Source organism: Streptomyces sp. NPDC003027 (genome assembly GCF_053591435.1).
Map to the genome: position 1 here is coordinate 18,094 of NZ_JBSFTU010000004.1, position 25,209 is coordinate 43,302.

Here is a 25,209-nt window from a genome sequence, read left to right on the forward strand (position 1 = left end):
GTGGACAGGGCCGGGGACGGCATGGGACACCTCACGCCACCGACCTTAGTCCGTGCGGGTGTCGGGGAGGAGTCAGCCGTCGGAACCCGTGAAGTGCTCCCGTACGAGGGACCGCACGACGGTCAGGTCCTGGGCGACGAGCGCGTCGAGCAGGGCGGTGTGTTCCGCCGCGTCCGCGACGAGGTCGGCGTGCCGGGTGGCGGGGGCGCTCGTCAGGGGCCACTGGGAGCGGCGGTGCAGATCGTCGGCGACGGCGACGAGCTGGGCGTTGCCGGCGAGGGAGAGGACCGCACGGTGGAAGGCGCGGTCGGCCTCGGCGTAGTGGGCTCGGTCGCCGCGGGCGGCGGCGGCCGACGTGGCCTCGGCGAGGGGGCGCAGCTCGGCCCAGCGGGCGGCCGGGACCGTGCGGGCCAGGCGCAGCATGACGGGGACCTCGAGGAGTGCGCGGACCTCGGCGAGCTCGGCGAGCTCGCACGGGGTGCGTTCGGTGACCCGGAAGCCCCGGTTCGGTACGACCTCGACGGCGCCCTCGGTCGCCAGCTGCTGCATCGCCTCGCGCACCGGGGTCGCCGAGACGCCGAAGCGTTCACCGAGGGCGGGGGCGGAGTAGACCTCGCCGGGGATCAGGTCGCCGCCGACGAGCGCGGCACGCAGTGCCTGGAGGATCTGGCCGCGTACGGAGTGCCGCTGGACGGAGCGGGGGGCTAGCGGCGCCGGGACGGGCGGCCCGCCGCGTGCCTGCTCGGGGAGGCGTACGGCGTCGCCGTACGGTGGGTACGGCTCCTGCGCCGCGCGCTCGCGCGCTCCGCTCTGCTCCACCCGGGTCCTCCTGCGGGGTCGTGCCGGGCCCGGCTCCCGATACCGGCGCCCCGTGTGCACCCTAGGCGACACGCCCGCTCCGAGGAGACCGGGGGGTTTGCCCCCTGGAGGAGAAGGGCAAACATCGATCGTTTCGGGTAAGGTAAGGCTAACCTGCTAACGATCGCGATTCGGTGGTCCCGCCATGGCCGTCCCCGCCCTGCTCCCCGCCCCCCTCACCTCGCCCGTCGCGGCTTCCTACGCCCGCGTCGGCGACGTGTTCGGCGGACTGCGCATGGCGGAGGCGGGCCCCGGCGAGCGGCTGCCGCGCGGCGGCGGCTGGGTCGGCGCGGAGGAGCTCGCGGCCGGGGGCGCCGCGCTCGACGCCTTCCTCGCCTGGGACGACGCGCAGGTGCTGCGCGACTACGGCCGGCGCGCCCGCCTCGATGTGATCGCGAGTTTCGGGCTGCACCGGTACGCCTGGCCCGCCTGCCTTCTGGTGACCGTCCCCTGGTTCCTCCACCGCAGGGTGCCCCGCGTGCCCGTCCGTGACGTCTCCTTCCACCGCACGCTCGGACGGATCACCGTCCGCGTCGAGGAGTTCGCCTGCCTGCCCGGCGACCCCGCGGCCGCGCTGCCCGGCGCCCGGGTCGTCCCCGACGAGGAGGCGCTGCGCGCCGAGGTCAGGGCCTCGCTCGCCGAGCACTTCGAGGACGTCCTGACCGGCTTCGGACCGCGGATGCGGCGCGGGCGGCGCGCGCTGTGGGGCATGGCGACGGACGAGATCGTCGAGGGGCTCTGGTACATCGCCGGCCTGCTCGGCGAGGAGGCCCGGGCGATGGAGGAGCTGGAGCTCCTGATGCCCGGCACCGCAAAGCCCTTCGCCGGCGCCGCGGGCTTCCGCGAACTGGCCGGGACGGGGACGGCCGACACCCCGCCCGCCGCGACCCGGGACCGGGCCACGTGCTGCTTCTTCTACACGCTGCGCCCCGAGGACACCTGTACGACGTGTCCGCGCACCTGCGACGCCGAGCGGGTCCGCCGGCTCGCCGCGACCGCCTGACGCTCCCCCGGCGCTTACGCCACCCCCACGGGTGGCGTACATCGAACACAACCCCCTTCCCTCGCGCAGCCGTTCGGGCAGATGGCACCTATTCGTATGCCATGCGGCCCCGTTGGCGTGCTCTTGCCGCGAAAGTCCTTGAGGGCCCGTCGAGGTCGGCCAGTATGGCCGCCGAAACGCCCTACTGCGATGCAAGGGACACCGCATGAGACTGACCGACATATCGCTGGACTGGCTGCTTCCGGGCGGCGTCATGGTGGCCGGAGTCCTGACGGCGGTGGCGGTGCTCGCGCGCGGCAAGCGCGCCGGTGACCAGGCCGCGGCCGATGACTCCTGGGAACGCAGCGAGGAACGCCGCAGACGCAAGGAAGCGATCTACGGCACCGCCTCCTACGTCCTGCTCTTCTGCTGCGCGGCCGTCGCGGCCGCCCTCTCCTTCCACGGGCTCGTCGGCTTCGGCCGGCAGAACCTCAACCTCACCGGGGGCTGGGAGTACCTCGTCCCCTTCGGCCTCGACGGCGCGGCCATGTTCTGCTCGGTCCTCGCGGTCCGCGAGGCCAGCCACGGCGACGCCGCTCTCGGCTCACGCCTCCTGGTCTGGACGTTCGCGGGGGCCGCGGCCTGGTTCAACTGGGTGCACGCCCCCAGGGGCCTGGGGCATGCGGGCGCCCCGCAGTTCTTCGCGGGCATGTCCCTCTCGGCGGCGGTCCTCTTCGACCGGGCCCTCAAGCAGACCCGCCGGGCGGCGCTCCGCGAACAGGGCCTGGTGCCCCGTCCGCTGCCGCAGATCCGGATCGTACGGTGGCTGCGGGCGCCCCGCGAGACCTTCGCCGCCTGGTCGCTGATGCTGCTCGAAGGCGTACGGACGCTGGACGAGGCGGTCGACGAGGTCCGCGAGGACCGGCGCGAGAAGCGGCAGAACCGGCTGCGCAGACGCGAGCAGGGACGACTCGACCGGGCCAGGCTCAGGGCGATCAACCGGCAGCACCGGGCCTTCGGGCTCGGCCGCGGCGGCGGGCGCCACGTCGAGATGGCCGCGCTGAACTCCGGCACGGGCTCCGCGACGTCCGTGGGAGCGGCCGTCGCGGAGCCCGCCATAGCGGAACCCGGACAACTGCCGCTTCGACCCCGGCCCTCCCTCCAGGCCGTGCAGGGCGTTGAACCGCGGACGGTGGACCTCACCGCCGAGGACGACACCCAGGCGCTGCCGCGGCTCGACTCCCTGGAGCGCAAGCTCAAGGACCTTGAGCAGCAGTTTGGCTGAGCACCGTACGCGTGGACCGGACGGCGGGGCCGCCCTCATCGGGCGGCCCCGCCGTTCAGTTCGAACCACACCACCTTGCCCACCCCTTGCTCCTCGACGCCCCAGGAGTCGGCCAGCGCTTCGACCAGGACCAGTCCCCTGCCGTGCGTACCGTCGTCGGCGGTCGGTACGTGCGGCTCGGTCAGGCCGGGGACGAAGTCCCGGACCTCCACCCTGAGGCTCTCGGGGACGACGGTCGCGGTCACCACCGCGCCGTGCTCCGTGTGGACCAGGGCGTTGGTCACCAGCTCGCTCGTGAGCAGCTCCGCCACGTCGGAGGCGCCCGGTCTTCCCCATTTCCGCAGCATCGCGCGTAACGCGTGCCGCACCTCCGGCACCGCGGTGAGATCGGCGCATCCCACCTTCTTCAGCAGTTGAGTCGGCTGTCCCGCCTCGCCGGCCATAACCCCCCACCCAGACGTCGTCGAACAGGCTCACGGGGATGCATGCCCCACCCACCGGCCCGCATTCACGGCCGGGGAACGTTGCGCAAGTTGGAGCGGGCCATCTGGAGCATGCGTCCGACGCCTCCGTCGAGCACGATCTTTCCCGCCGAGAGGGCGAATCCGGTCACCATGTCGGCGCGGATCTTCGGCGGGATGGAGAGCGCGTTGGGGTCGGTGACGACATCCACGAGAGCCGGGCCCTGGTGCTTGAAGGCGTCCTTGAGGGCTCCCGCGAGCTGCTTCGGCTTCTCGACCCGTACCCCGTAGGCGCCGGCCGCCCGGGCGATAGCGGCGAAGTCGGGGTTGTGGTTGGTCGTTCCGTACGACGGGAGTCCGGCGACCATCATCTCCAGCTCGACCATGCCGAGCGAGGAGTTGTTGAACAGGACGATCTTCACGGGCAGGTCGTGCTGGACGAGGGTGAGGAACTCGCCCATCAGCATGGCGAATCCGCCGTCGCCCGACATCGAGATCACCTGGCGGCGGCGGTCGGTGAACTGGGCGCCGATGGCCTGCGGAAGGGCGTTGGCCATCGAGCCGTGGCTGAAGGAGCCGATGATCCGGCGGCGGCCGTTGGGCGTGATGTAACGGGCCGCCCAGACGTTGCACATACCGGTGTCGACGGTGAAGACGGCGTCGTCGTCGGCGAGTTCGTCCAGGACGGAGGCGACGTACTCCGGGTGGATCGGGACGTGCTTCTCGACCTTGCGGGTGTACGCCTTCACGACCCCTTCGAGCGCGTCGGCGTGCTTCTTCAGCATCTTGTCGAGGAAGCGGCGGTCCGTCTTGGCGCGCACGCGCGGGGTGAGGCAGCGCAGCGTCTCGCGGACGTCGCCCCAGACGGCGAGATCGAGCTTGGAACGGCGCCCGAGGTGCTCGGGCCGGACGTCCACCTGGGCGATCTTGACGTCGTCGGGCAGGAAGGCGTTGTACGGGAAGTCGGTGCCGAGCAGGAGCAGCAGATCGCACTCGTGGGTGGCCTCGTAGGCGGCGCCGTAGCCCAGCAGTCCGCTCATGCCGACGTCGAACGGATTGTCGTACTGGATCCATTCCTTGCCGCGCAGGGCGTGGCCGACCGGTGCCTTGACCCGCTCGGCGAACCGCATGACCTCGGCGTGCGCGCCGGCGGTGCCGCTGCCGCAGAACAGCGTCACCCGGTCGGCGTCGTCGACGAGCCGTGCCAGCGCCTCGATCTCGGTGTCACCCGGTCGGACGGTGGGCCGGCTGGTGACGAGGGCGTGCTCGACCGTCTTCTCGGGGGCGGGCTCGGCGGCGATGTCGCCCGGGAGGCAGACGACGCTGACGCCGCCCTGTCCGACGGCGTGCTGAATGGCCGTCTGGAGCAGCCGGGGCATCTGCTTCGGACTGGAGATCAGCTCGCTGTAGTGGCTGCACTCGGTGAAGAGGCGGTCGGGGTGCGTCTCCTGGAAGAAGCTGAGGCCGATCTCGGCGGTCGGGATGTGCGAGGCGAGGGCCAGGACCGGGGCCATCGACCGGTGGGCGTCGTACAGGCCGTTGATGAGGTGCAGATTGCCCGGGCCGCAGGAGCCGGCGCAGGCGGCGAGGCGGCCGGTGATCTGTGCCTCGGCGCCCGCCGCGAAGGCCGCGGCCTCCTCGTGCCGGACCTGGATCCAGTCGATGCCGGAGGTGCGGCGGATGGCGTCGACGACGGGGTTCAGGCTGTCGCCCACGACGCCGTACACGCGGGGGACGCCCGCCCGGACGAGGAGGTCGACGAACTGTTCTGCGACGTTCTGTTTGGCCATGGCTCCATCAACCCATGGGCCCGGCGGTTACGCCTCCCAGACGCCCACCGCCGTACGGTCATCGGCGTACCCCTTCACCCTCAGCTGGGTGTCGGCGAGGAAGGCGGCGAGTCCGGGCGGTTCGGGGGCGGCCCAGCGTTCGGCCAGCTCGCGTGCGAGGGCGGGCTCGTCGCGCATCGGCTCGGCGAGGCCGTGCGACGCGAGGAGCAGGATGTCGCCGGGGCGGGCCACCGAGGCGCGGAAACGGAACGGTTCGGCCGGGGGCGCGGGCGAAGGGTCCCGCTGGGAGACGGGGGGCGGGTCCTCGACGCACGGGCCGGGGGCGGTGGTGATGCCGAGGTTCATGGTGAGCCGGTCCCCCTCCTCCGTCTCGGACGGGGTCGCCGCCGGGCTCGCGGAGGGCGGCGCCGCTTTCGGGGAGGGCGCCGCGGGCGGGGGCACCCGGGGCGGGGAGCCGAAGCCGACCACGGGCGCGCCGGTCGGCGCGGCCGGTTCGGGGACCTGCGGCTCGATGTCCTGCCAGGCCCCGTCCCGGAGCCGGAAGAGACCGCCGCGGCCGATGCCGAAGAAGACCCGGGTCCGGCAGCCGGGGTCGGCGGAGAGCAGCAGACAGCGCAGGCTCGCGGTGTACTCGGCCGGCTCGACGTCCAACTCGGCGGCGCGGGCGCGGAGTCTGCCGTAGGTCCGGTCGGTGAGCCGGTGGAGTCCGGACTTGAGGTCGCCGCGGCGGCCGGCCCGGATGTCCTCGGAGAGCCGGGCGTGGCTGCGGCCGACGGCCTCGCCGATCCAGCGGCAGGCGTCGACGGCGGCGAGATGGGTGCCTTCGGCGGCGCGGGCGCCGCCCGCCACGGCGACGAGGACGAGGGCGGCTTCGTGATGGCCGAAGCGGGCGGTGAGCAGGGCGTCGCGGCGGGGTTCGCCGCGGTAGCGGGCGGAGTCGCCGCGGACGGAGGCGGCGCGCAGGGTGTAGGTGCCGTAGCGGGCGCCGTCGAGGACGGTATCGGTGACCAGATCGGCCAGTTGGCCGGGGTGGGCGGCGGGCAGGGCGGTCGGTTCGGGCTCGTAGGTGGGCGGGCGGCTGCCGATGTGCGCGGTGCGGGGGCGGGGCGCGGGGACCCGGACGGCCGCCTCGGGGGGTGGAGCGGGCTCGGGGTCCTGCGGGGCGGGGGCCCGCACGGTCGGGGCCTCGGTGGGAGGTGGGGGTGGCGGAGGGGGCGGGGGCGGGACTTCGGGCGCCGAGGCGAATGTGCGGGGGCCGGCCGCGTGCGCGTCGGGGGGTTCCCACGGGGCCTTCGCCGGCCGGGGCGGGGCGGTCTCCCGCCGTACCGACGCGGGCACGGCGCGGGACGCGGAGTCGAAGCGGTCGTCCAGCGTGTCACCGGTCGCGGCCGGCGCCGTGTCCCCGACCGAGTCGTCGTACAGCTTGTCCCACCAGTTGTCCCCCTGCTGAGTCATGCCCTTATTGTCCACCGCGCGGGCCGCGCGAAAAGGGGACATCCGGAAAAGGAACGAAAAAGGGGTCCGCCGGGCGACCCCACCCCCCACGGGAAGGACGCCCGGCGGACCGTCGTGGTCAGCGCACGTCGTCAGCGCTGACCACGGTCTGGGTGACGGAGGTGCGGTGAGCGTCCGTCAGCTGGGTCCTGAGGGTGACCGGTTGGCCGGCCGCGCCCGCGTGGTTCACGGTCGCGGTCCACTCACCGCCCTGCCGGGAGACCTGCGCCCGCGTCCAGGGCGTGCCTCCGTCGTGGGAGTACGAGAGCGTGGCCGGTGTGAGCGCGGCGGGCGTGTAGCCCGCGTGACCCGTCGCGGTGAGGGCGATCTTCTGGCCGTCGGTCGCGGCGAGGGTCTGGGGTCCGTCCTCCGGCAGGTCGTACCGGGGGCGGAGAATCGGGATGCCTTGAGAGTAGACGCTCTCGTCCCGCTCGGAGGCGGATTCCCCCACGGAGTCGACGGCGAAGGAATTGGCCTGGGCGTAGGGGGTTCTGTCGCCCCACAGGGCGTTGGCGAAGCCGATGTTCTCCGGGTGGACGTACAGGTCGCCTGCCGGCCGGGTGGTCCTGCGGCGGGGCGGCCGTGGACGGCGCGACCGCGGTGACGGCCGGGACGGCGGCGGTCGCCGCCCCCAGGGCCGTACGCGAAATCGGGCGCATCCCTCTCCCCATCTGATTCCGGCACGCAGGCAGGCAAAAAGACCCATCGCCGGAGGCTGTTGGTGCTGCGGTGGCGCCACATTGGCAGAGGTGAGGGTGGTACAGGGATGATGGGCGCGGCGGGAATGCGCCGTGGCCGATTCCCGCCAGAGCACCGACGGAACGTATGCGTCCGCCGAACGTCCGGGGTATGTCCGGGTCGTCCGGGGGCGTCCGGGCACGTCCGGAGAGATCCGGCGAGGGGTGGGTCAGCGATGCTGGGAGCGATAGGTCTCGACGAGCGGCAGGAGTCCGCGTACCGCGCGCTGGTCGCGCTGGGCGCGGCCGAGGTCACGGATCTGGCACACCGGCTCGCCCTGCCGGAGGGGGAGACCGAGCGGGCGCTGCGGCGGCTGGAGTCGCAGGGTCTGGCGGCGCAGTCCTCGGCCGGGACGGGGCGGTGGGTGGCCGCGCCGCCGGGGGTCGCGCTGGGCGCGCTGCTGACGCAGCAGCGGCATGAGCTGGAGCAGGCGGAGCTGGCGGCGGCGCTGCTGGCGGAGGAGTACCGCGCGGAGGCGGCGGAACCGGCCGTGCACGACCTGGTGGAGGTGGTGACCGGGGCGAGCGCGGTCACCCACCGTTTCCTCCAGCTCCAGCTGGGGGCGGCCGACGAGGTCTGCGCGCTGGTGACCGGCAAGCCGATCGCGGTGAGCGGGCTGGAGAACGACGCGGAGGAGCTGGCGGCGGGGCGGGGCGTGCGGTACCGGGTGGTGATCGAGCGGGAGGTCCTGACGCAGCCGTCGGGCCTCGTCGAACTGGCGGCGGCGCTCGGCCGCGAGGAGCGGATCCGGGTGGTGGACCGGGTCCCCACCAAGCTGGTGGTCGCGGACCGCACCCTGGCGATGGTCCCGCTGACGGGCCGTGGCGCGGAGCCGGCGGCGCTGGTGGTCCACGCGAGCGGGCTCCTGGAGTCCTTCATGGGTCTCTTCGAGTCGGTCTGGCGCGACGCGCTCCCTCTGCGGCTCGGCGCGGGCGCGCAGGTACGGGAGACGGAGGTGCCGGGTCCGGACGCGACGGACCTGGAGATCCTCTCCCTCCTGCTCGCCGGGATGACGGACGCGAGCGTGGCCAAACAGCTGGACCTGGGGCTGCGCACGGTCCAGCGCCGGGTGAAGGGCCTGATGGAGCTGACCGGGGTGACGACCCGGCTCCAGCTGGGCTGGCACGCGTACGAGAAGGGCTGGGTGGCCCGGCGGTGACGGGCGGGGCGCGACGGCCATAGCCGCCCATCCGTACGGAGGAGCGGGACGGTGACAGCGGGGCCCACACCATGGCCGCCGCGCCCCCGTCCGTACGTCCGCGACCTGCGCGGACGCCGTGCGTCCTGCACGCTGGACAGATGGGTGTGTGGCAGCTGTTGCTGGTGGCGATGGTGATGCTGCTGGGCCTGTTCGGGGTGCTCGCTCCCGGCGTCCCCGGGCCGTGGCTCGTCTGGGCCGCCGTGCTCTGGTGGTCCCTGCAACAGCAGAGCGGCCTCGCCTGGATCCTGCTCGTCGCCTCGACCGCGCTGCTGCTGCTCACCCAGGTGGTCGTCTGGCAGCTGCCCCAGCGCCGGTTCCGCGGCGTCGGCATCTCACGGCGGATGGTGGCGTACGCCGGGGTCGGCGCGTTCCTCGGCTTCTTCCTGGTTCCCGTACTGGGCGCGATCCCGGGATTCGTCGGCGGGATCTACCTCTCCGAGCGCCTCCGCCTCGGCGGTCACGGCCCGGCGAAGGCGTCCACGCGCGCGCTGATGCGGGCGGCCGGCACGAGCGTGCTCGTCGAGCTGTTCTCGTGCCTGCTGATCGTCGGGGCCTGGGTGGGGGCCGTGGTCTGGGGTTGACCCGCTCCGTGTGCCGCACGGTCGATGGTGGTCATGCCGGACGTCCTTGCAGGTGGCGCAGGGCGTAGGACCTCCAGGGTCGCCATGCCTCCGCGTCGGCGACGGCCTCCGGGAACACGTCGGGGTCGCCCAGGGCGCGCATACGGATGAGGGCGGCGGCGGTGGGGGTGACGCCGGGGACGGCGCGCAGGACCCGCTCGGCCTCGTCCCGGTCGGCGCCGGGGTCGAGCCGTACGGCTCCGGTGGTGAGCGCGGCCGCGAGCGGGCCGGCGAGGGGGTGGCCGGTGAGCGCGGCGGGTTCGGGGAAGAGGTGGGTGAGCCCGCCGCACGCGGTGTCCAGGGCCGTCCCGTGGGTCTCGGTCAGCCGGGCCGCCTCGTGCGGGCCGAGCAGGGTGCGCAGGGCGAACTCCTCGGGGTCGGCCGCGCCGGGCGAGCGCACGCCGGGGCGGGCGGCCACGCGCGCGGCGAGCCGCGGGTCGGAGCCGAGGCGCTCGGCGACGGCGTGCGGATCGGCGTCCAGGTCGAAGAGCCGGCGCAGCCGTTGGACGGCGGTGGTCAGATCGCGCAGGTCGGTGAGGTGGATCCGGGCCTCCAGCCAGGGCCCGGCGGTGCGCTCGTCGACGGAGGCGATGCCGGTGCCGTACGGGAGGCGGAGCGTACGGCGGTAGGTGCGGGCGCCGGGGACGCCGGCCACCTCCTCGACGCGGGGCAGGGCCTCGGCGGCGAGCAGGTCGAAGACCTCGCGGGCGGCGTAGGGGCCGCGGTGGGCGAGCCGCAGGGGCACGCCGGCGGCGTGGGCGGTGGCGGGCGGCGTGCCGGTGCGGGCCTTGGGGGCGGTGGGGGTGGTGCGGGGCGGCGTGCCGGTGCCGGACTCGGCGCGGAGTTCGGAGGGGGTACGGGCGTAGATGCGGCGGATCGTGTCGTTGAACTGGCGCACGCTCGCGAATCCGGACGCGAAAGCGATCTCGGTGATCGGCAGGCCGGTGGTCTGCAGGAGCAGCCGTGCGGTGTGGGCCCGCTGGGCGCGGGCGAGCGCGACGGGGCCCGCGCCGAGCTCGGCGGTGAGCTGCCGCTGCACCTGCCGGGCGCTGTAGCCGAGCCGGCCGGCGAGCCCGGGCACGCCCTCGCGGTCGACGACACCGTCCCCGATCATCCGCATGGCGCGACCGACGACGTCGGCCCGCACGTTCCACTCGGCGGACCCGGGCACGGCGTCGGGCCGGCACCGTCGGCAGGCACGGAAGCCGTGGCCCTGGGCGGCGGCCGCGGTCGGGAAGAAGGTGACGTTCTTCCGCTGGGGGGTGACGGCGGGGCAGCTGGGCCGGCAGTAGATCCCGGTGGTCCGCACGGCGAAGAAGAACTCCCCGTCGAACCGCGCGTCCCGGCTGCTGACCGCCTCGTACCGGGTGTCTTCGTCCATCACGATCTCCAGTGTGGGGTACCGGGAGAGAGGCTTCTGGCGGTTTTCGGACATGGGGGTGGGGCGGGGCCGGGCGCGTGGCGGGGCGGTTTCGCGGGAGGCGGCCCCTCGGCTTGAGGGGCCGCCCGCCCGAGGGCTATCGCACGTGGCCGCGCTTCAGTGTCATCGCGGCACGGCCCTCCGCGCCCTTGCGCTTCCAGTCCTTCAGCATCTCGGCCCGCACGCGGGCGTCGGTCTTCGCGACGATGCGATGGTTCTCGCGCAGGAGCTTGCGGTAGCTCTCCAGTCGTCGCACCGGCAGCGTGCCGTCCTCGACGGCCGCCGTGACCGCGCAGCCCGGCTCCGCCTCGTGGGCGCAGTCGTGGAAGCGGCAGTCCTCCGCGAGGCTCTCGATCTCCGAGAAGACCTGGCCCACCCCGGTCCCGGCGTCCCACAGGCCGACGCCGCGCAGCCCAGGCGTGTCGATCAGGACGCCGCCCTCGGGCAGCAGGAGCAGATTCCGCGTGGTCGTGGTGTGGCGGCCCTTGCCGTCCACGTCACGGGCGGCCTGGACGCTCATGACGTCCTCGCCGAGGAGGGTGTTGGCGAGCGTCGACTTGCCCGCTCCGGAGACGCCGAGCAGCACGCTCGTACCGCCCCCCACCACCGCGGCGAGGACCTCCACACCCTCCCCCGTCGAGGCGCTGACCGGCAGCACCCGTACACCCGGCGCCGTGGTCTCCACGTCCTGGACGAGGTAGGAGAGCCCGACCGGGTCGGGCACGAGGTCGGCCTTGCTGAGCACGACGAGGGGCTGGGCGCCCGACTCCCACGCCAGGGCGAGGAAGCGTTCGACGCGGCCGAGGTCCAGCTCGGTGGCGAGCGAGACGACGATGATCGCGTGGTCGACGTTGGCCGCGAGGATCTGGCCCTCGGAGCGCTTGGACGACGTCGACCGCACGAAGGCCGTACGGCGCGGCAGCAGCGTCCGTACGTACCGCGGGTCGCCGTCCGGGTCGACCGCGGCCCAGTCCCCCGTGCAGACGACCTTCAGGGGGTCGCGGGGAACGACGAACTCGGTGTCGGCGCGCACGGTGCCGACCGGGGTGACGACATCGCACTGGCCCCGGTCGACCCGCACGACCCGGCCGGGCAGCAGACCCTGCGCGGCGTACGGGGCGAACTCGGCCTCCCAGCCCGCGTCCCAGCCGTACGGAACCAGCGGGTCCGAGGCGGACGACGAGGCGGTCGAGTCCTGAACAGAGGAGAAAGACAAGGGGAACCCTTCGAAGGGTGGCCCCGGCACACGCCGAACGGCGCGAAGAGAGGAAGGTCAGCCGGCGACCACGGAGGTGGGGTGGAAGAACTGCTGGGAGCGGGCAGTGCCCATCGCGACAACAGCCATCGGTCACACCTCCTGGATCACACCGAGCGGACAGACGCGGACAGCCCATCGGCCGGTCCGCGAGAACGACCAGACCTTAACTCGGCCTCCCCCGGCCGAGCCAAGCGTTTTTCCGGGCGCCGGTCCGGTGTCCCCCGCTCCCCCTACGGGCTGTCCTTCTCCCAGCCCGAGTGCAGGCGTGACTTGACGTCGTCCGGGGGCAGGAACCTCGACCACCGTTCCGGGAACTCCGACGGCATGTCCGGGTCGTCCTCGTCCACGTCGTCCGCCTCCGCGCGCAGCCGGGCGACGAGGTCGGCGGCCTGGGCGGCGCGGGCGCGTTCGTTGGCCTCGCGGGCGGCGGCGGTGGCGACCGAGGGCCAGACGCGGTCGATCGCCGCGTTCACGGCCGCGCCGACGAGGACCGCGAAGGCCGAGATGCCGATCCACAGCAGCACGGCGATCGGCGCGGCGAGGGAGCCGTAGATCGTGGGCCCCTCGACCTGGCTGGTCAGATAGATCCGCAGCAGGAAACTGCCCAGCACCCACATGCCGAGGGCCATCAGCGCGCCGGGAATGTCCTCGATCCATGGGGAGCGGACGGGGACGGACACGTGGTACAGCGTGGTGAGGAAGGCGATCGAGAGCAGGATGACGGCCGGCCAGTAGAGCACCGAGACGACCTCCGTGCCCCAGGGGATCAGTTCGACCACCCGGTCCGGGCCGACGACCGCGAGCGGCAGGACGACCGCGCCGATGAGCAGCGCCACGATGTAGAGCAGAAAGGCGAGGAGCCGGGTCTTCACGATGCCGCGGTGTCCGTCGAGCCCGTACATCACGGTGATCGTGTCGATGAAGACGTTCACGGCGCGCGAGCCGGACCACAGGGCGATGGCGAAGCCGATCGAGATGAGGTCGGGCCGTTTGCCCTGGGTGACGTCGTCCAGGAGGGGTTTGGCGATGTCGCGGACGCCCCGCTCGGACAGGACGGTCCGGGCGGCGCGCAGGATGTTCTCCTCGATGCTGGCGACCGTGTTGGTGTTGGTCCAGTCGTCGGCGTAGCCGAGGAGCGCGATCAGTCCGAGCAGCAGCGGGGGCAGGGACAGCAGGGTGAAGAAGGCGGCCTCGGCGGCGAGGCCGAGGATGCGGTACTCGATGCACGAGTTGACGGTGTCCTTCAGGAGCAGCCAGACCATCTTCCGCTTCGACACGTTGCGGTAGAGGACGCGCGCCCGGTGGAGTCTGCTCCCGGGCCGCCGCTCGGGTGTTTCGTTTGCTGCCTGCACCTCCTTACCGTATCGGCATGGCAGCCACCACCCACACCGTGACCAATCAGCCTCCGCCCCTGGTGGGGTACGACGTCTTCCTGTCCGACCGGGCTCTGGCGGAGGCCGTGGAGCGCCATCTGGCGCCGGACGTGTTCCCGGACGCACGGGACGAACTGACGACCCTGGGCCGGTCGGCCGGGTCGGCGCAGGTGCGGGAGTGGGGGGCGCTCGCCAACGAGTTCCCGCCGCGGCTGCGGACGCACGACCGGTACGGGCACCGGATCGACGAGGTCGACTTCCATCCGTCCTGGCACCGGCTTCTCGGGAAGTCCGTCAACGCGGGGCTGACGGCGGCGTGGAGCCGTCCGGGTGGTCATGTGCGCCGCGCGGCCGGGTTCCTGGTGCAGACGCAGGTCGAGGCGGGGCACTGCTGCCCGCTGTCGATGACCCACGCCGCGGTGCCCGCGCTGCGCGCCGACCCGGAGCTGGCCGCCGTCTGGGAGCCGCTGCTGACCTCCCTCGTGTACGAGGAGGGGCTGCGGCCGCCTCATGAGAAGACCGGGGTGCTTCTCGGGATGGGCATGACGGAGAAGCAGGGCGGCAGCGACGTACGGGAGAACACGACCCGCGCCCAGCCACTGAGCGCGGACGGCGCGTACGTGCTGACCGGGCACAAGTGGTTCTGTTCGGCACCCATGTCGGACGGGTTCCTGGTCCTGGCCCAGGCTCCCGAGGGGCTGACCTGTTTCCTGGTGCCCCGGGTGCTGGAGGACGGCTCGCGCAACGCGTTCGCGATCCAGCGCCTGAAGGACAAGCTCGGCAACCGGTCGAACGCCTCGGCGGAGGTCGAGTTCGACGGGACGACCTGGGCGCGCCGGGTCGGGGACGAGGGGCGCGGGATCCGCACGATCATCGGGATGGTGACGGCGACCCGGCTGGACTGCGCCGTGGGGTCGGCGGGGCTGATGCGCCAGGCGGTGGCGCAGGCCGTGCACCACGCGGCGTACCGTCGCGCCTTCGGCGGGCTGCTGATCGACAAGCCGCTGATGCGCAACGTGCTGGCGGATCTGGCCCTGGAGTCGGAGGCGGCGACGGTCCTCGGGATGCGGCTCGCGGCCGCCTACGACGCCGACACGGAGGCGGAGCGGGCGTTCGCGCGGATCGCGGTGCCGGTGGCGAAGTACTGGGTGACGAAGCGGTGCACGCCGGTCGTGGCGGAGGCGCTGGAGTGCCTGGGCGGCAACGGCTATGTGGAGGAGTCCGGGATGCCCCGGCTGCTGCGGGAGTCGCCGCTCAACTCGATCTGGGAGGGGTCGGGCAACGTCCTGGCGCTCGATGTGCTGCGGGCGTTGCGAAGGGAGCCGGAGGCGCTGAACGCCTTCCTGACGGAGGTCGGGAAGGCGCGGGGCGCGGACCACCGCCTGGACGGGGCGATCAAGGGGATGCTGACCGAACTCGCCGATCTGGACGGGATCGAAGGGCGGGCGCGGCGGCTCGTGGAGCGGATGGCGCTGGTGCTTCAGGGGTCGCTGCTGGTGCGGTGGGCGCCCGCGGAGGTGGCGGACGCGTTCTGCGCGTCGCGGCTCGGCGGGGACCGGGGGTCGGCGTTCGGGACGCTGCCGACCACTCTGGATCTGCGTACGGTCGTCGAACGGGCACGGGTGGAGATCTGATCCGACCGTTCACGGGCCCGACGCCGAAAAAGCCGGGGGTGGTGCTGCGCCGACACGGCACCACCCCCGGCTGCGCACCAGCCTCACGCACGAGCCGGGTGACCGCCAGAGTTGCAAAGGGTTGCAGGATTACCCGAACCGCCCTTCATCCGGGAGCACCGGGCGGCACGATGGGCACAGACGCCGGGCACTGAAGAACCGATACAGCACCGCGGGTGGCTGGGAGGGACCGATGAAGAACACGCAGCTCGACATGGGCCGGCTCGCCGCCATGGACGCCGCCCAGGCCGCCCGTCTGCTGCACCGGGTCCGCGAGGCGAGGCTGGCGGGCCGCACGCCGCCGATCGCGCCCCGCCCGGTCATCGACGCCTCCTGGCAGCGGATGTTCCGGCTCGGCCTCGACCCCGACCGGGGCACCAGCAGTGTGCTGCTCCGGCGCGACGAGCTGGAGGAGCGGCGGCGCACGACGGTCCTGGGCGAGGTGATGCGGACGCTGAGCGCGGGGCTCGCCGGGATCGCGGACGCCTCCCTGCAGATCATGGTGGTGACCGACGAACAGGGCCGGGTGCTGTGGCGGGAGGGCAACCTCGCCGTGATGCGGCAGGCCAACGCCATCTGCCTGGAGGAGGGCGCGGCCTGGGCGGAGCACACGACCGGTACGAACGCGGTGGGGACGGCGCTCACGATGCGCCGGCCCGTCCAGGTCCACTCGGCCGAGCACTACGTCCATACGCTGCACAACTGGACCTGCGCCGCGGCGCCGGTCCACGACCCGCGCGACCACCGGCTGCTGGGCATCGTGGACGTGAGCGGGCCGGCGTCCAGTTTCCATCCGTCGACGCTGGCCCTGGTCGGTTCGGTGGCCCGGCTCGCCGAGGCGGAGATGCGCGAGCGCCATCTGCGCTCGATCGAACGGCTGCGTTCGGTGGCCGCGCCGATACTGTGCCGGGTCGGCGGGCGGGCCGTCGCGGTGGACACGCACGGCTGGACGGCGGCGGTGACCGGGATGGCGCCGGCGGACCGGATCGCGCTGCCCAAGTCGTTCCGTGCGGGACGGGTCTGGCTGCCGACGCTCGGCATGTGTGCGGTGGAGCCGCTGCCGGGCGGCTGGCTGCTGCGGGTCGAGGAGGAACGGGCAGCGGCGGACACCGCCACGGGCGCGCCGAGCCGGGTGGTGCTCGATGTGAGCCGGCCCCGCCGCTGGTCGGTGGCGGTGTCGGGCGCGGCGGGCAGCTGGTCGCAGGAGCTCAGCCCGCGCCACGCCGAACTGCTGTACGTCCTCGCGCTGCACCGTGACGGGCGGACGGCGGCGCAGCTGGCTCAGGACGTGTTCGGCGACCGGACCAGGACGGTGACGGTACGGGCGGAGATGTCCCGGGTCCGCCGCACCCTGGGGAGCGTGCTCGCCCACCGCCCGTACCGCTTCAGCGAGGAGGTCGACGTTGCGGTCGTCCGCCCGGACCATCCCGACGACCTGCTCCCCCACTCGACGGCCCCGGCGATCCGCGCGCCTCGGACGGCCTGACGGACGGCCGGACCGCCGCACGGCGTGGGGATCCGCAGCCGGGCGAGCGGGGCCGCGGGGCGCGGTGCCGTCAGGCCGCCGTCGGCAGTTCCTCCGCGCGCGGCGGGTTCGCGCCGCGGACCGCGCAGGTGGCCGCGGCGACCGTGGTGGCGAAGGCGGCCGCCTCGTGGAGCGTGTCCGGGGCGAGCGCGTCGAGGCGGCCGGCGGGGCGTGGCGCATCTCATCGCGCACGGCCACCGGCGCATCGCGTTCATCGGTGACCGGCCGGCCGGGCTCTACACCCGCAAGACGCGGCAGCGCGGGTACCGTTCGGCGCTGGAGACGGCCGGGATCGGCCACGATCCCGCACTGGTCGTCACGGCGCACGACCCGTACGCCGCCGGGGTCGCCGTCCGCCGGCTGCCGGCTCTGCCCGACCCGCCGACCGCCGTCTTCGCCGCGAACAACTTCGCCTCGCTCGGGGTCGTGCCTGCCCTGGCCGAGGCGGGCCGGCGCGAGGTCGCCCTGGTCGGCTTCGACGACCTGACGGGCGGCGGCGGTCCTGGAGCCGGGCCTGACGGTGGTGGCCCAGGACCCGGCGGCGGTCGGACGGGCGGCGGCGGAGCAGATCCTGGCCCGCCTCGGCGGCGACCGCTCGCGCGCGGTGACGCGCACGGTCCCGGTGACCCTGATCGAACGCGGCAGTGGAGAGCTCCGCCCCCCGGGTCACTGGCCTGACCCACGGCAGCCCCCGCATGGACAGGGTGTCCGGCATACGGACAGCCGCTCGCGAGGGAGCAGGCGGCTTCCCCCAGTACACCGGACGGCCGACCGTCCGGCCCCGTCCCGCCCCGTAGGACACCTGTGGGAATCTGCCGCTCCACATGATGCGATGGGCCTATGAGCATCACTCTCACCACCTGGTCCCTCGAACAGACCTCACCCTCCGATCTGCTTCCCGCCACCCCGCCCGAGGGCGACGGCATCACGATCGTGCGGGCCGAGGTGCCCTCCGCCGAGTTCAGCCGCTTCCTCTATACGGCGGTCGGCGGCGACATCCACTGGAACGACCGGCTGCACCTGTCGTACAAGGAGTGGCAGGAGCTCGTCGAGCGACCGGGGGCCGAGATCTGGGTGGCGTACGAGAAGGGGACGCCGGCCGGGTACGTGGAGCTGGACCCGCAGGACGGCGGGGTCGTCGAGATCGTCTACTTCGGGCTCATCCCGGCCTTCCGGGGGCGCCGGATCGGCGGCCATCTGCTCACCGAGGGCGTGCGGCGCGCCTGGGACCTGGCCGAGCGCTGGCCGGATCGCGAGCCGACCCGGCGGGTGTGGCTGCACACCTGCTCGCTGGACGGCCCGCACGCGATGGCCAACTACGAGCGGCGCGGCTTCCGGCTCTTCGACACCAAGGTGGAAGAGGTGCAGGAGACGTCGGCACCCGGCCCCTGGCCCGGCGCCCACGCCTGAACGGGAGCGGCATCGCCGCCCCGAGCGGCGCACCTCCGAAGTGACCCACGGCACACCGTCTCGCGATGCGGGACGGTGGTGTCCACATACCGGACATTGCTGGACTGGGTCCAAAGTCCCGTGACACGCTTCCGTCATGTCTGGAACTGGAATTGCCTTGGTGAGTCGGCGGCACGTCGACCTCGGCCGCATGTCCAGCGCCATGTGTCCGGCGCGCTGAGAGAACCAGCTCCGCCGCGAACATCTTCTGCCCGACCCTTCTGCGCACCGACGCGCCACCCTCTGATCTGAGCGCGAGTGTGCAGTTCAGAGCCGCCCTCCCGCAGTCCCGAAGGACGAATCGCCATGGCCGCCACCCCGGAAAACCCCACTCCCGTCGCCGCCCGCCGCAAGGCCGGGCGCCACCGTGGCGAGGGTCAGTGGGCCGTGGGGCACTTCACCCCGCTGAACGGCAATGAGCAGTTCAAGAAGGACGACGACGGTCTCAATGTGCGGACACGTATTGAGACGATCTACTCCAAGCGTGGGTTCGACTCCATCGACCCCAACGACCTGCGCGGACGCATGCGCTGGTGGGGCCTCTACACCCAGCGCAAGCAGGGTCTGGACGGCACCAAGACCGGTGTCCTGGAGCCGGAGGAGCTGGACGACGAGTACTTCATGCTCCGCGTCCGCATCGACGGCGGCCGGCTGACGACGCAGCAGCTCCGGGTCATCGGCGAGATCTCGCAGGAGTTCGCGCGCGGCACCGCCGACATCACGGACCGGCAGAACGTCCAGTACCACTGGATCCGCATCGAGGACGTCCCGGAGATCTGGAAGCGCCTGGAGGCGGTCGGCCTGTCCACGACCGAGGCCTGTGGCGACACCCCGCGTGTCATCCTCGGCTCGCCGGTCGCCGGGATCGCCGAGGACGAGATCATCGACGGCACCCCCGCCATCGACGAGATCTACCGCCGGATCGTGGGCAACAAGGACTTCTCCAACCTGCCCCGCAAGTTCAAGTCCGCGGTCTCCGGCTCGCCCCTGCTCGACGTGGCGCACGAGATCAACGACATCGCCTTCGTCGGCGTGAACCACCCGGAGCACGGCCCCGGCTTCGACGTCTGGGTCGGCGGCGGCCTGTCCACCAACCCCAAGCTGGGCGTCCGCCTGGGCACCTGGGTCTCGCTCGACGAGGTCCCGGACGTCTACGAAGGCGTCATCTCGATCTTCCGCGACTACGGCTACCGCCGGCTGCGCACCCGCGCCCGCCTGAAGTTCCTGGTCGCCGACTGGGGCCCGGAGAAGTTCCGCCAGGTCCTGGAGGACGAGTACCTCGAGCGCAAGCTGACCGACGGCCCGGCTCCGGCCCAGCCCGCCGGCCAGTGGCGCGACCACGTCGGCGTGCACCGGCAGAAGGACGGCCGGTTCTACGTCGGGTTCGCGCCGCGCGTCGGCCGGGTCGACGGCGCCACGCTGACCAAGATCGCCGAGATCGCCGAGGCGCACGGCTCGGGCCGGCTCCGCACCACTGCCGAGCAGAAGATGATCGTCCTCGACATCGAGGAGGCGCGGGTCGAGTCCCTCGTCTCCGCTCTCGAGGCGATGGATCTGCGGGTCAGTCCCTCGCCGTTCCGGCGCGGCACGATGGCCTGCACCGGTATCGAGTTCTGCAAGCTGGCGATCGTCGAGACCAAGGCGCGCGGTGCCTCGCTCATCGACGAACTCGAGCGCCGCATCCCGGAGTTCGACGAGCCGATCACCATCAACATCAACGGCTGCCCGAACGCCTGCGCCCGTATCCAGGTGGCGGACATCGGTCTCAAGGGCCAGCTGGTCCTGGACGACGACGGCAACCGGGTCGAGGGCTACCAGGTCCACCTGGGCGGCGCGCTCGGCCTGGAGGCGGGCTTCGGCCGCAAGGTCCGCGGCCTGAAGGTCACCGCGGCCGAGCTGCCGGACTACGTCGAGCGGGTCCTCACGCGCTTCCAGGAGCAGCGCGAGGACGGCGAGCGCTTCGCCACCTGGGCGGGGCGCGCGTCCGAGGAAGCCCTCTCGTGAGCGCCGCGAGCGAAACGAGGGACACAGTATGAGCGAGCGAGCCGCGCCGTTCTTCTGCCCGTACTGCGGCGACGAGGACCTGTTCCCGCACGAGCAGGGACACGGCGCCTGGGAATGCCGGGCATGCAGTCGAGCCTTCCAGCTGAAGTTCCTGGGGCTCCTCGCCCCGGGCACTTCGAGCGACTCCACTGGAGGGGAACCGATATGACGACGACTCAGGCCATCACCGAGTCCACCGACCTCAAGGCGCTCGCCGAGCAGGCCGGCCGCGACCTGGAGGACGCCTCCGCGCTGGAGATCCTCCAGTGGGCGGCCGGCACCTTCGGCCCCGCCTTCTGCGTCACCTCGTCCATGGAGGACGCGGTCGTCGCCCACCTCGCCTCGCGTGCCATGCCGGGCGTGGACGTCGTCTTCCTCGACACCGGCTACCACTTCCCCGAGACCATCGGCACCCGCGACGCGGTCGACGCGGTGATGGACGTCAACGTCATCACCCTGACGCCGCGGCAGACCGTCGCCGAGCAGGACGCGGAGCACGGCCCCAGGCTGCACGACCGCGATCCCGACCTGTGCTGCGCGCTGCGCAAGGTCAAGCCGCTGGAGGAGGGCCTGACCGCCTACCGCGCGTGGGCGACCGGCCTGCGCCGCGACGAGTCCCCCACCCGGGCGAACACCCCGGTCGTCGGCTGGGACGAGAAGCGGCGGAAGGTCAAGGTCTCCCCCATCGCCCGCTGGACGCAGGACGACGTCGACGCCTACGTCGCCGAGCACGGCGTGCTCACCAACCCGCTCCTGATGGACGGTTACGCCTCCGTCGGCTGCGCCCCCTGCACCCGCCGGGTCGTGGAGGGCGAGGACGCCCGCGCCGGCCGCTGGGCGGGGCGCGCCAAGACGGAATGCGGGCTGCACGGCTGATGACCACCATCGAGACTTCCCAGGAGAACCACGTGACCGGTGCCACCATCTGGCTCACGGGCCTGCCGAGCGCCGGCAAGACCACCATCGCGTACGAGCTGGCCGGCCGCCTGCGCGGCGAGGGCCACCGCGTCGAGGTGCTCGACGGCGACGAGATCCGCGAGTTCCTCTCCGCGGGCCTCGGCTTCACCCGCGAGGACCGGCACACCAACGTGCAGCGGATCGGCTTCGTCGCCGAACTGCTCGCGTCGAACGGCGTGAAGGTCCTGGTCCCGGTCATCGCCCCGTACGAGGACAGCCGCGAGGCGGTCCGCAAGCGGCACCAGTCGGAGGGCACCCCCTACATCGAGGTGCACGTCGCCACTCCGGTGGACGTGTGCTCCGTACGCGATGTGAAGGGGCTGTACGCCAAGCAGGCCGCGGGCGAGATCAGCGGACTGACCGGGGTCGACGACCCGTACGACGAGCCGCGGAACCCCGATCTGCGGATCGAGTCCCAGAACCAGACCGTGCAGGAGTCGGCAGCCCAGCTCCACGCGCTGCTCACCGAGAGGGGTCTCTCATGACGACCGCCGTCACCATCGACGAAGCGACCGACAGCCCGTTCGCGCTGTCGCACCTGGACTCGCTCGAGTCCGAGGCCGTCCACATCTTCCGCGAGGTGGCGGGCGAGTTCGAGCGGCCGGTGATCCTCTTCTCCGGTGGCAAGGACTCCATCGTCATGCTGCACCTGGCGCTCAAGGCCTTCGCGCCGGCGCCGGTGCCGTTCACGCTGCTGCACGTCGACACCGGGCACAACTTCCCCGAGGTCATCGAGTACCGCGACCGCACGGTGGAGAAGCACGGTCTGCGCCTGCACGTCGCCTCCGTCCAGGAGTACATCGACGCCGGGAAGTTGCGGGAGCGTCCCGACGGGACGCGCAACCCGCTCCAGACGGTGCCGCTGACCGAGGCGATCCAGCAGCACCGTTTCGACGCCGTCTTCGGCGGCGGACGCCGCGACGAGGAGAAGGCCCGCGCCAAGGAGCGGGTGTTCTCGCTGCGCGACGAGTTCTCCCAGTGGGACCCGCGCCGGCAGCGCCCGGAGCTGTGGCAGCTCTACAACGGCCGGCACGCCCCCGGTGAGCACGTCCGTGTCTTCCCGCTCTCCAACTGGACCGAGCTGGACGTCTGGCAGTACATCGCCCGCGAGGGCATCGAGCTGCCGGAGATCTACTTCGCCCACGAGCGCGAGGTCTTCGCCCGCAACGGCATGTGGCTGACCGCCGGTGAGTGGGGCGGCCCCAAGGACACCGAGACGGTCGAGAAGCGGCTGATCCGCTACCGCACCGTCGGTGACATGTCCTGCACGGGCGCCGTCGACTCCGACGCGACCACGCTGGACGCCGTGATCGCCGAGATCGCCGCCTCCCGCCTCACCGAGCGGGGCGCGACCCGCGCCGACGACAAGATGTCCGAGGCCGCGATGGAAGACCGCAAGCGCGAAGGGTACTTCTAGCCATGACGAGCACGAGCACGACCGAGCAGTTCGCCGACGTCTCGGCGACCACCCTGCTGCGCTTCGCCACCGCCGGATCCGTCGACGACGGCAAGTCCACCCTGGTGGGCCGGCTCCTCCACGACTCCAAGTCGGTCCTCACCGACCAGCTGGAAGCCGTCGAGGCCGCCTCCCTCAAGCGGGGCCAGGAGGCGCCGGACCTGGCGCTGCTGACCGACGGCCTGCGCGCCGAGCGCGAGCAGGGCATCACCATCGACGTGGCCTACCGCTACTTCGCCACCGCCCGCCGCCGGTTCATCCTCGCCGACACCCCCGGGCACGTGCAGTACACCCGGAACATGGTCACCGGCGCCTCCACCGCCGAGCTGGCCGTGGTCCTGGTCGACGCCCGCAACGGCGTCGTCGAGCAGACCCGCCGGCACGCCGCCGTCGCCGCGCTGCTGCGCGTGCCGCACGTCGTCCTCGCCGTCAACAAGATGGACCTCGTCGACTACGCCGAGCCCGTCTTCGCCGCGATCGCCGAGGAGTTCACGACGTACGCCTCCGAGCTCGGCGTCCCGGAGATCACCGCGATCCCGATCTCGGCGCTGGCCGGTGACAACGTCGTGGAGCCGTCCGCCAACATGGACTGGTACGGCGGCCCCACCGTCCTGGAGCACCTGGAGACCGTGCCGGTCAGCCATGACCTGACGGCCTGCCACGCGCGCTTCCCGGTGCAGTACGTCATCCGTCCGCAGACCGCCGAGCACCCCGACTACCGGGGTTACGCCGGGCAGATCGCGGCCGGTGCCTTCCGGGTCGGCGAGCCGGTCACCGTCCTGCCGTCGGGCCGGACCTCCACGATCACGGCGATCGACGCGCTGGGCGAGTCGGTCGACATCGCCTGGGCCCCGCAGTCGGTCACCATCCGCCTCGCCGACGACATCGACATCTCGCGCGGCGATCTGCTGGCGCCGAGCGGTGACGCCCCGGCGACCAGCCAGGATGTCGAGGCGACGGTCTGCCATGTGGCCGACCAGCCGCTGACCGTCGGACAGCGGGTGCTCCTGAAGCACACCACCCGTACGGTCAAGGCGATCGTCAAGGAGATCCCGTCCCGGCTCACGCTGGACGACCTCTCCCAGCACCCGGAGCCGGGGCAGCTGGTCGCCAACGACATCGGCCGGGTGAGGGTCCGTACCGCCGAGCCGCTCGCGCTCGACGCGTACGCGGACTCCCGCCGCACCGGCTCCTTCCTGCTGATCGACCCCGCGGACGGCACCACGCTCGCCGCCGGCATGGCGGGCGAGGCCTTCGCCGCGGCCAAGGCCGTGGCCGTCGCGGACACCGCCGACGACGAGGGCTGGGACTTCTGATGATCAAGAACGTCTACGCCACCTTCGCCAAGGAGGGCGGCCGGGTGGGTTCCGGCGCCCTCGGCGCGGGCCGGGGAGGTGTCGCGCGATGTGCGTGCTGACGCCGATGCGCCGCGTACCCGGCGCGTGCCCGCTGTACCCGCTCCACCCCGACCGACATAGCCGAAGAAGACTTCGAAGACCCTGAGGGGACCACCTCCGTGCCTGCCTCCCGCACCACCCTGCGCCGTTCACTCGCCGCCGCCGCCCTGCCGCTGCTGATCGGCGCGCTCGCCTCCTGCGGCTACGGCTCCCAGGCCAAGAACGACGAGAAGAAGGTGGCCGCCGAGGGCGAGAAGCTTTCGGCGGACAAGGTCCGGCTCGGATACTTCCCGAACCTGACCCACGCCACCGCCCTGGTGGGCGACGAGCAGGGCATCATCCAGAAGGAGCTGGGCGGAACGCGGCTGGAGGTGTCGACCTTCAACGCCGGTCCCTCGGAGGTCGAGGCGCTCAACGCCGGCTCGATCGACATCGGCTTCATCGGCCCCTCGCCCGCGATCAACGGCTACGTCAAGTCCAAGGGCAGCAACCTGCGGATCATCGGCGGTTCGGCCTCCGGCGGGGTGAAGCTGGTGGTCAACCCGGCGAAGATCAAGACCCTGGACGACGTCAAGGGCAAGAGGATCGCCACCCCCCAGCACGGCAACACGCAGGACGTGGCCTTCCTCAACTGGATCTCGGAGAAGGGCTGGAAGGTCGACGCCCAGAGCGGCAAGGGCGACGTCTCCGTGGTCCGTACGGACAACAAGGTGACCCCGAACGCCTACGCGTCCGGTTCCATCGACGGTGCCTGGGTGCCGGAGCCGACCGCCTCGAAGCTGGTCACCGAGGGCGCGAAGGTGCTGCTCGACGAGTCCGACCTGTGGCCCGACAAGAAGTTCGTGATCACGAACATCATCGTGTCGCAGAAGTTCCTCGCCGAGCACCCGGACGTCGTCGAAGCGGTGCTGCGCGGTTCCGTGAAGACCAACGCGTGGATCAACGCCAACCCGGACAAGGCGAAGGCCTCGGCCAACCGCCGGCTGAAGGAGCTGTCCGGGAAGCCGCTCGGCGACAAGGTCATCGACGCCGCCTGGCCGTCGATCCGGTTCACCGACGACCCGCTGGCCGCCACGCTCCAGGCGCAGGCGGACCACGCGGTGAAGGCCGGCCTGCTGAAGCAGCCCGACCTGAGCGGCATCTACGACCTGGGACCGCTCAACAAGGTCCTCAAGACCACGGGACAGCCCGCGGTCGCCGACGCCGGTCTCGGCGTCAAGTAACAAGTC

24 protein-coding genes and 1 pseudogene are annotated in these 25,209 nt (G+C 72.4%); 17 read left to right on the top strand and 8 right to left on the bottom strand.

The genetic code is table 11. From position 1 onward, the window contains the following. Positions 1-72: 72 nt before the first annotated feature. A complete protein-coding gene (locus tag ACWDX6_RS04895) occupies positions 73-819 on the bottom strand; it encodes a GntR family transcriptional regulator (protein WP_451483522.1) in 747 nt (248 codons plus the stop codon). A gap of 184 nt (positions 820-1,003) precedes the next feature. Here ACWDX6_RS04895 and ACWDX6_RS04900 point away from each other — a divergent pair, with 184 nt between their 5' ends. Continuing rightward, positions 1,004-1,861, top strand: coding sequence for a (2Fe-2S)-binding protein (locus tag ACWDX6_RS04900; RefSeq protein WP_451483523.1), 858 nt, complete (start codon positions 1,004-1,006; stop codon positions 1,859-1,861). Between the two features lie 205 nt (positions 1,862-2,066). After that, positions 2,067-3,125 (top strand): DUF2637 domain-containing protein, encoded by a 1,059-nt coding sequence (locus tag ACWDX6_RS04905; RefSeq protein WP_451483524.1) that lies wholly within the window; start codon positions 2,067-2,069, stop codon positions 3,123-3,125. A 35-nt stretch (positions 3,126-3,160) separates the two neighbouring features. Here ACWDX6_RS04905 and ACWDX6_RS04910 read toward each other — a convergent pair whose 3' ends face one another. The 4 genes from ACWDX6_RS04910 to ACWDX6_RS04925 all read right to left on the bottom strand — a co-directional run bounded on the left by ACWDX6_RS04910 (position 3,161) and on the right by ACWDX6_RS04925 (position 7,321). Beyond that, complete coding sequence (locus ACWDX6_RS04910) at positions 3,161-3,568, bottom strand: ATP-binding protein (protein ID WP_451483525.1); 408 nt, start codon at positions 3,566-3,568, stop codon at positions 3,161-3,163. Between the two features lie 65 nt (positions 3,569-3,633). Further along, the gene (locus ACWDX6_RS04915; RefSeq protein WP_451483526.1) at positions 3,634-5,376 is read right to left on the bottom strand and encodes a pyruvate dehydrogenase; all 1,743 of its coding nucleotides are present in this window, start codon (positions 5,374-5,376) and stop codon (positions 3,634-3,636) included. 27 nt (positions 5,377-5,403) lie between these two features. After that, entirely contained in the window at positions 5,404-6,831 is a 1,428-nt protein-coding gene (locus ACWDX6_RS04920) for a protein phosphatase 2C domain-containing protein (RefSeq protein ID WP_451483527.1), read from the bottom strand. 118 nt (positions 6,832-6,949) lie between these two features. Then, positions 6,950-7,321 carry a hypothetical protein gene (locus tag ACWDX6_RS04925; RefSeq protein ID WP_451483528.1) on the bottom strand — a complete coding sequence of 124 codons (372 nt, stop codon included), beginning with the start codon at positions 7,319-7,321 and terminating at the stop codon, positions 6,950-6,952. Positions 7,322-7,783: 462 nt separating this feature from the next. Here ACWDX6_RS04925 and ACWDX6_RS04930 point away from each other — a divergent pair, with 462 nt between their 5' ends. Both ACWDX6_RS04930 and ACWDX6_RS04935 read left to right on the top strand, forming a co-directional pair. Next, entirely contained in the window at positions 7,784-8,767 is a 984-nt protein-coding gene (locus ACWDX6_RS04930) for a helix-turn-helix domain-containing protein (RefSeq protein WP_451483529.1), read from the top strand. A gap of 140 nt (positions 8,768-8,907) precedes the next feature. Then, positions 8,908-9,390 (top strand): DUF456 domain-containing protein, encoded by a 483-nt coding sequence (locus ACWDX6_RS04935; protein WP_451483530.1) that lies wholly within the window; start codon positions 8,908-8,910, stop codon positions 9,388-9,390. Positions 9,391-9,421: 31 nt separating this feature from the next. Here ACWDX6_RS04935 and ACWDX6_RS04940 read toward each other — a convergent pair whose 3' ends face one another. The 3 genes from ACWDX6_RS04940 to ACWDX6_RS04950 form a co-directional block, all read right to left on the bottom strand. Beyond that, positions 9,422-10,810, bottom strand: a complete 1,389-nt coding sequence (locus ACWDX6_RS04940) for a bifunctional transcriptional activator/DNA repair enzyme AdaA (RefSeq protein ID WP_451483683.1) — start codon at positions 10,808-10,810, stop codon at positions 9,422-9,424. A gap of 136 nt (positions 10,811-10,946) precedes the next feature. Beyond that, positions 10,947-12,065, bottom strand: coding sequence for a ribosome small subunit-dependent GTPase A (gene rsgA / locus ACWDX6_RS04945; RefSeq protein WP_451483531.1), 1,119 nt, complete (start codon positions 12,063-12,065; stop codon positions 10,947-10,949). Between the two features lie 272 nt (positions 12,066-12,337). After that, positions 12,338-13,459: a YihY/virulence factor BrkB family protein gene (locus ACWDX6_RS04950; protein ID WP_451483532.1), complete on the bottom strand. Its 1,122-nt coding sequence runs from the start codon at positions 13,457-13,459 to the stop codon at positions 12,338-12,340. Between the two features lie 17 nt (positions 13,460-13,476). On the opposite strand from ACWDX6_RS04950, the gene ACWDX6_RS04955 reads away from it, so the two are divergent. From ACWDX6_RS04955 to ACWDX6_RS05015, 13 genes and pseudogenes are all read left to right on the top strand, one after another. After that, a complete protein-coding gene (locus ACWDX6_RS04955; protein WP_451483533.1) occupies positions 13,477-15,114 on the top strand; it encodes an acyl-CoA dehydrogenase family protein in 1,638 nt (545 codons plus the stop codon). Positions 15,115-15,346: 232 nt separating this feature from the next. Continuing rightward, positions 15,347-16,639 carry a GAF domain-containing protein gene (locus ACWDX6_RS04960; RefSeq protein ID WP_451483534.1) on the top strand — a complete coding sequence of 431 codons (1,293 nt, stop codon included), beginning with the start codon at positions 15,347-15,349 and terminating at the stop codon, positions 16,637-16,639. Positions 16,640-16,849: 210 nt separating this feature from the next. Beyond that, a pseudogene (locus ACWDX6_RS04965) lies at positions 16,850-17,101 on the top strand (substrate-binding domain-containing protein); the annotation flags it as partial. A 100-nt stretch (positions 17,102-17,201) separates the two neighbouring features. Beyond that, complete coding sequence (locus ACWDX6_RS04970; RefSeq protein ID WP_451483535.1) at positions 17,202-17,522, top strand: hypothetical protein; 321 nt, start codon at positions 17,202-17,204, stop codon at positions 17,520-17,522. Further along, entirely contained in the window at positions 17,519-18,088 is a 570-nt protein-coding gene (locus ACWDX6_RS04975; RefSeq protein ID WP_451483536.1) for a GNAT family N-acetyltransferase, read from the top strand. The genes ACWDX6_RS04970 and ACWDX6_RS04975 overlap by 4 nt, the downstream gene beginning before the upstream one ends. Before the next feature lie 136 nt (positions 18,089-18,224). After that, positions 18,225-18,308, top strand: coding sequence for a putative leader peptide (locus ACWDX6_RS04980; protein ID WP_317453974.1), 84 nt, complete (start codon positions 18,225-18,227; stop codon positions 18,306-18,308). 125 nt (positions 18,309-18,433) lie between these two features. After that, positions 18,434-20,131, top strand: coding sequence for a nitrite/sulfite reductase (locus tag ACWDX6_RS04985; protein ID WP_451483537.1), 1,698 nt, complete (start codon positions 18,434-18,436; stop codon positions 20,129-20,131). A 28-nt stretch (positions 20,132-20,159) separates the two neighbouring features. Further along, positions 20,160-20,339 (top strand): hypothetical protein, encoded by a 180-nt coding sequence (locus tag ACWDX6_RS04990; protein WP_451483538.1) that lies wholly within the window; start codon positions 20,160-20,162, stop codon positions 20,337-20,339. Next, positions 20,336-21,046: a phosphoadenylyl-sulfate reductase gene (locus tag ACWDX6_RS04995; RefSeq protein ID WP_451483539.1), complete on the top strand. Its 711-nt coding sequence runs from the start codon at positions 20,336-20,338 to the stop codon at positions 21,044-21,046. Before ACWDX6_RS04990 ends, ACWDX6_RS04995 begins: the two co-directional genes overlap by 4 nt. Continuing rightward, the gene (cysC, locus tag ACWDX6_RS05000) at positions 21,046-21,612 is read left to right on the top strand and encodes an adenylyl-sulfate kinase (protein ID WP_403294773.1); all 567 of its coding nucleotides are present in this window, start codon (positions 21,046-21,048) and stop codon (positions 21,610-21,612) included. The genes ACWDX6_RS04995 and cysC overlap by 1 nt, the downstream gene beginning before the upstream one ends. Then, entirely contained in the window at positions 21,609-22,544 is a 936-nt protein-coding gene (cysD, locus tag ACWDX6_RS05005; protein WP_451483540.1) for a sulfate adenylyltransferase subunit CysD, read from the top strand. The genes cysC and cysD overlap by 4 nt, the downstream gene beginning before the upstream one ends. A gap of 2 nt (positions 22,545-22,546) precedes the next feature. Further along, positions 22,547-23,899 (top strand): sulfate adenylyltransferase subunit 1, encoded by a 1,353-nt coding sequence (locus tag ACWDX6_RS05010; RefSeq protein ID WP_451483541.1) that lies wholly within the window; start codon positions 22,547-22,549, stop codon positions 23,897-23,899. Positions 23,900-24,099: 200 nt separating this feature from the next. Further along, positions 24,100-25,203: an aliphatic sulfonate ABC transporter substrate-binding protein gene (locus ACWDX6_RS05015; RefSeq protein ID WP_451483542.1), complete on the top strand. Its 1,104-nt coding sequence runs from the start codon at positions 24,100-24,102 to the stop codon at positions 25,201-25,203. Positions 25,204-25,209: the final 6 nt, after the last annotated feature.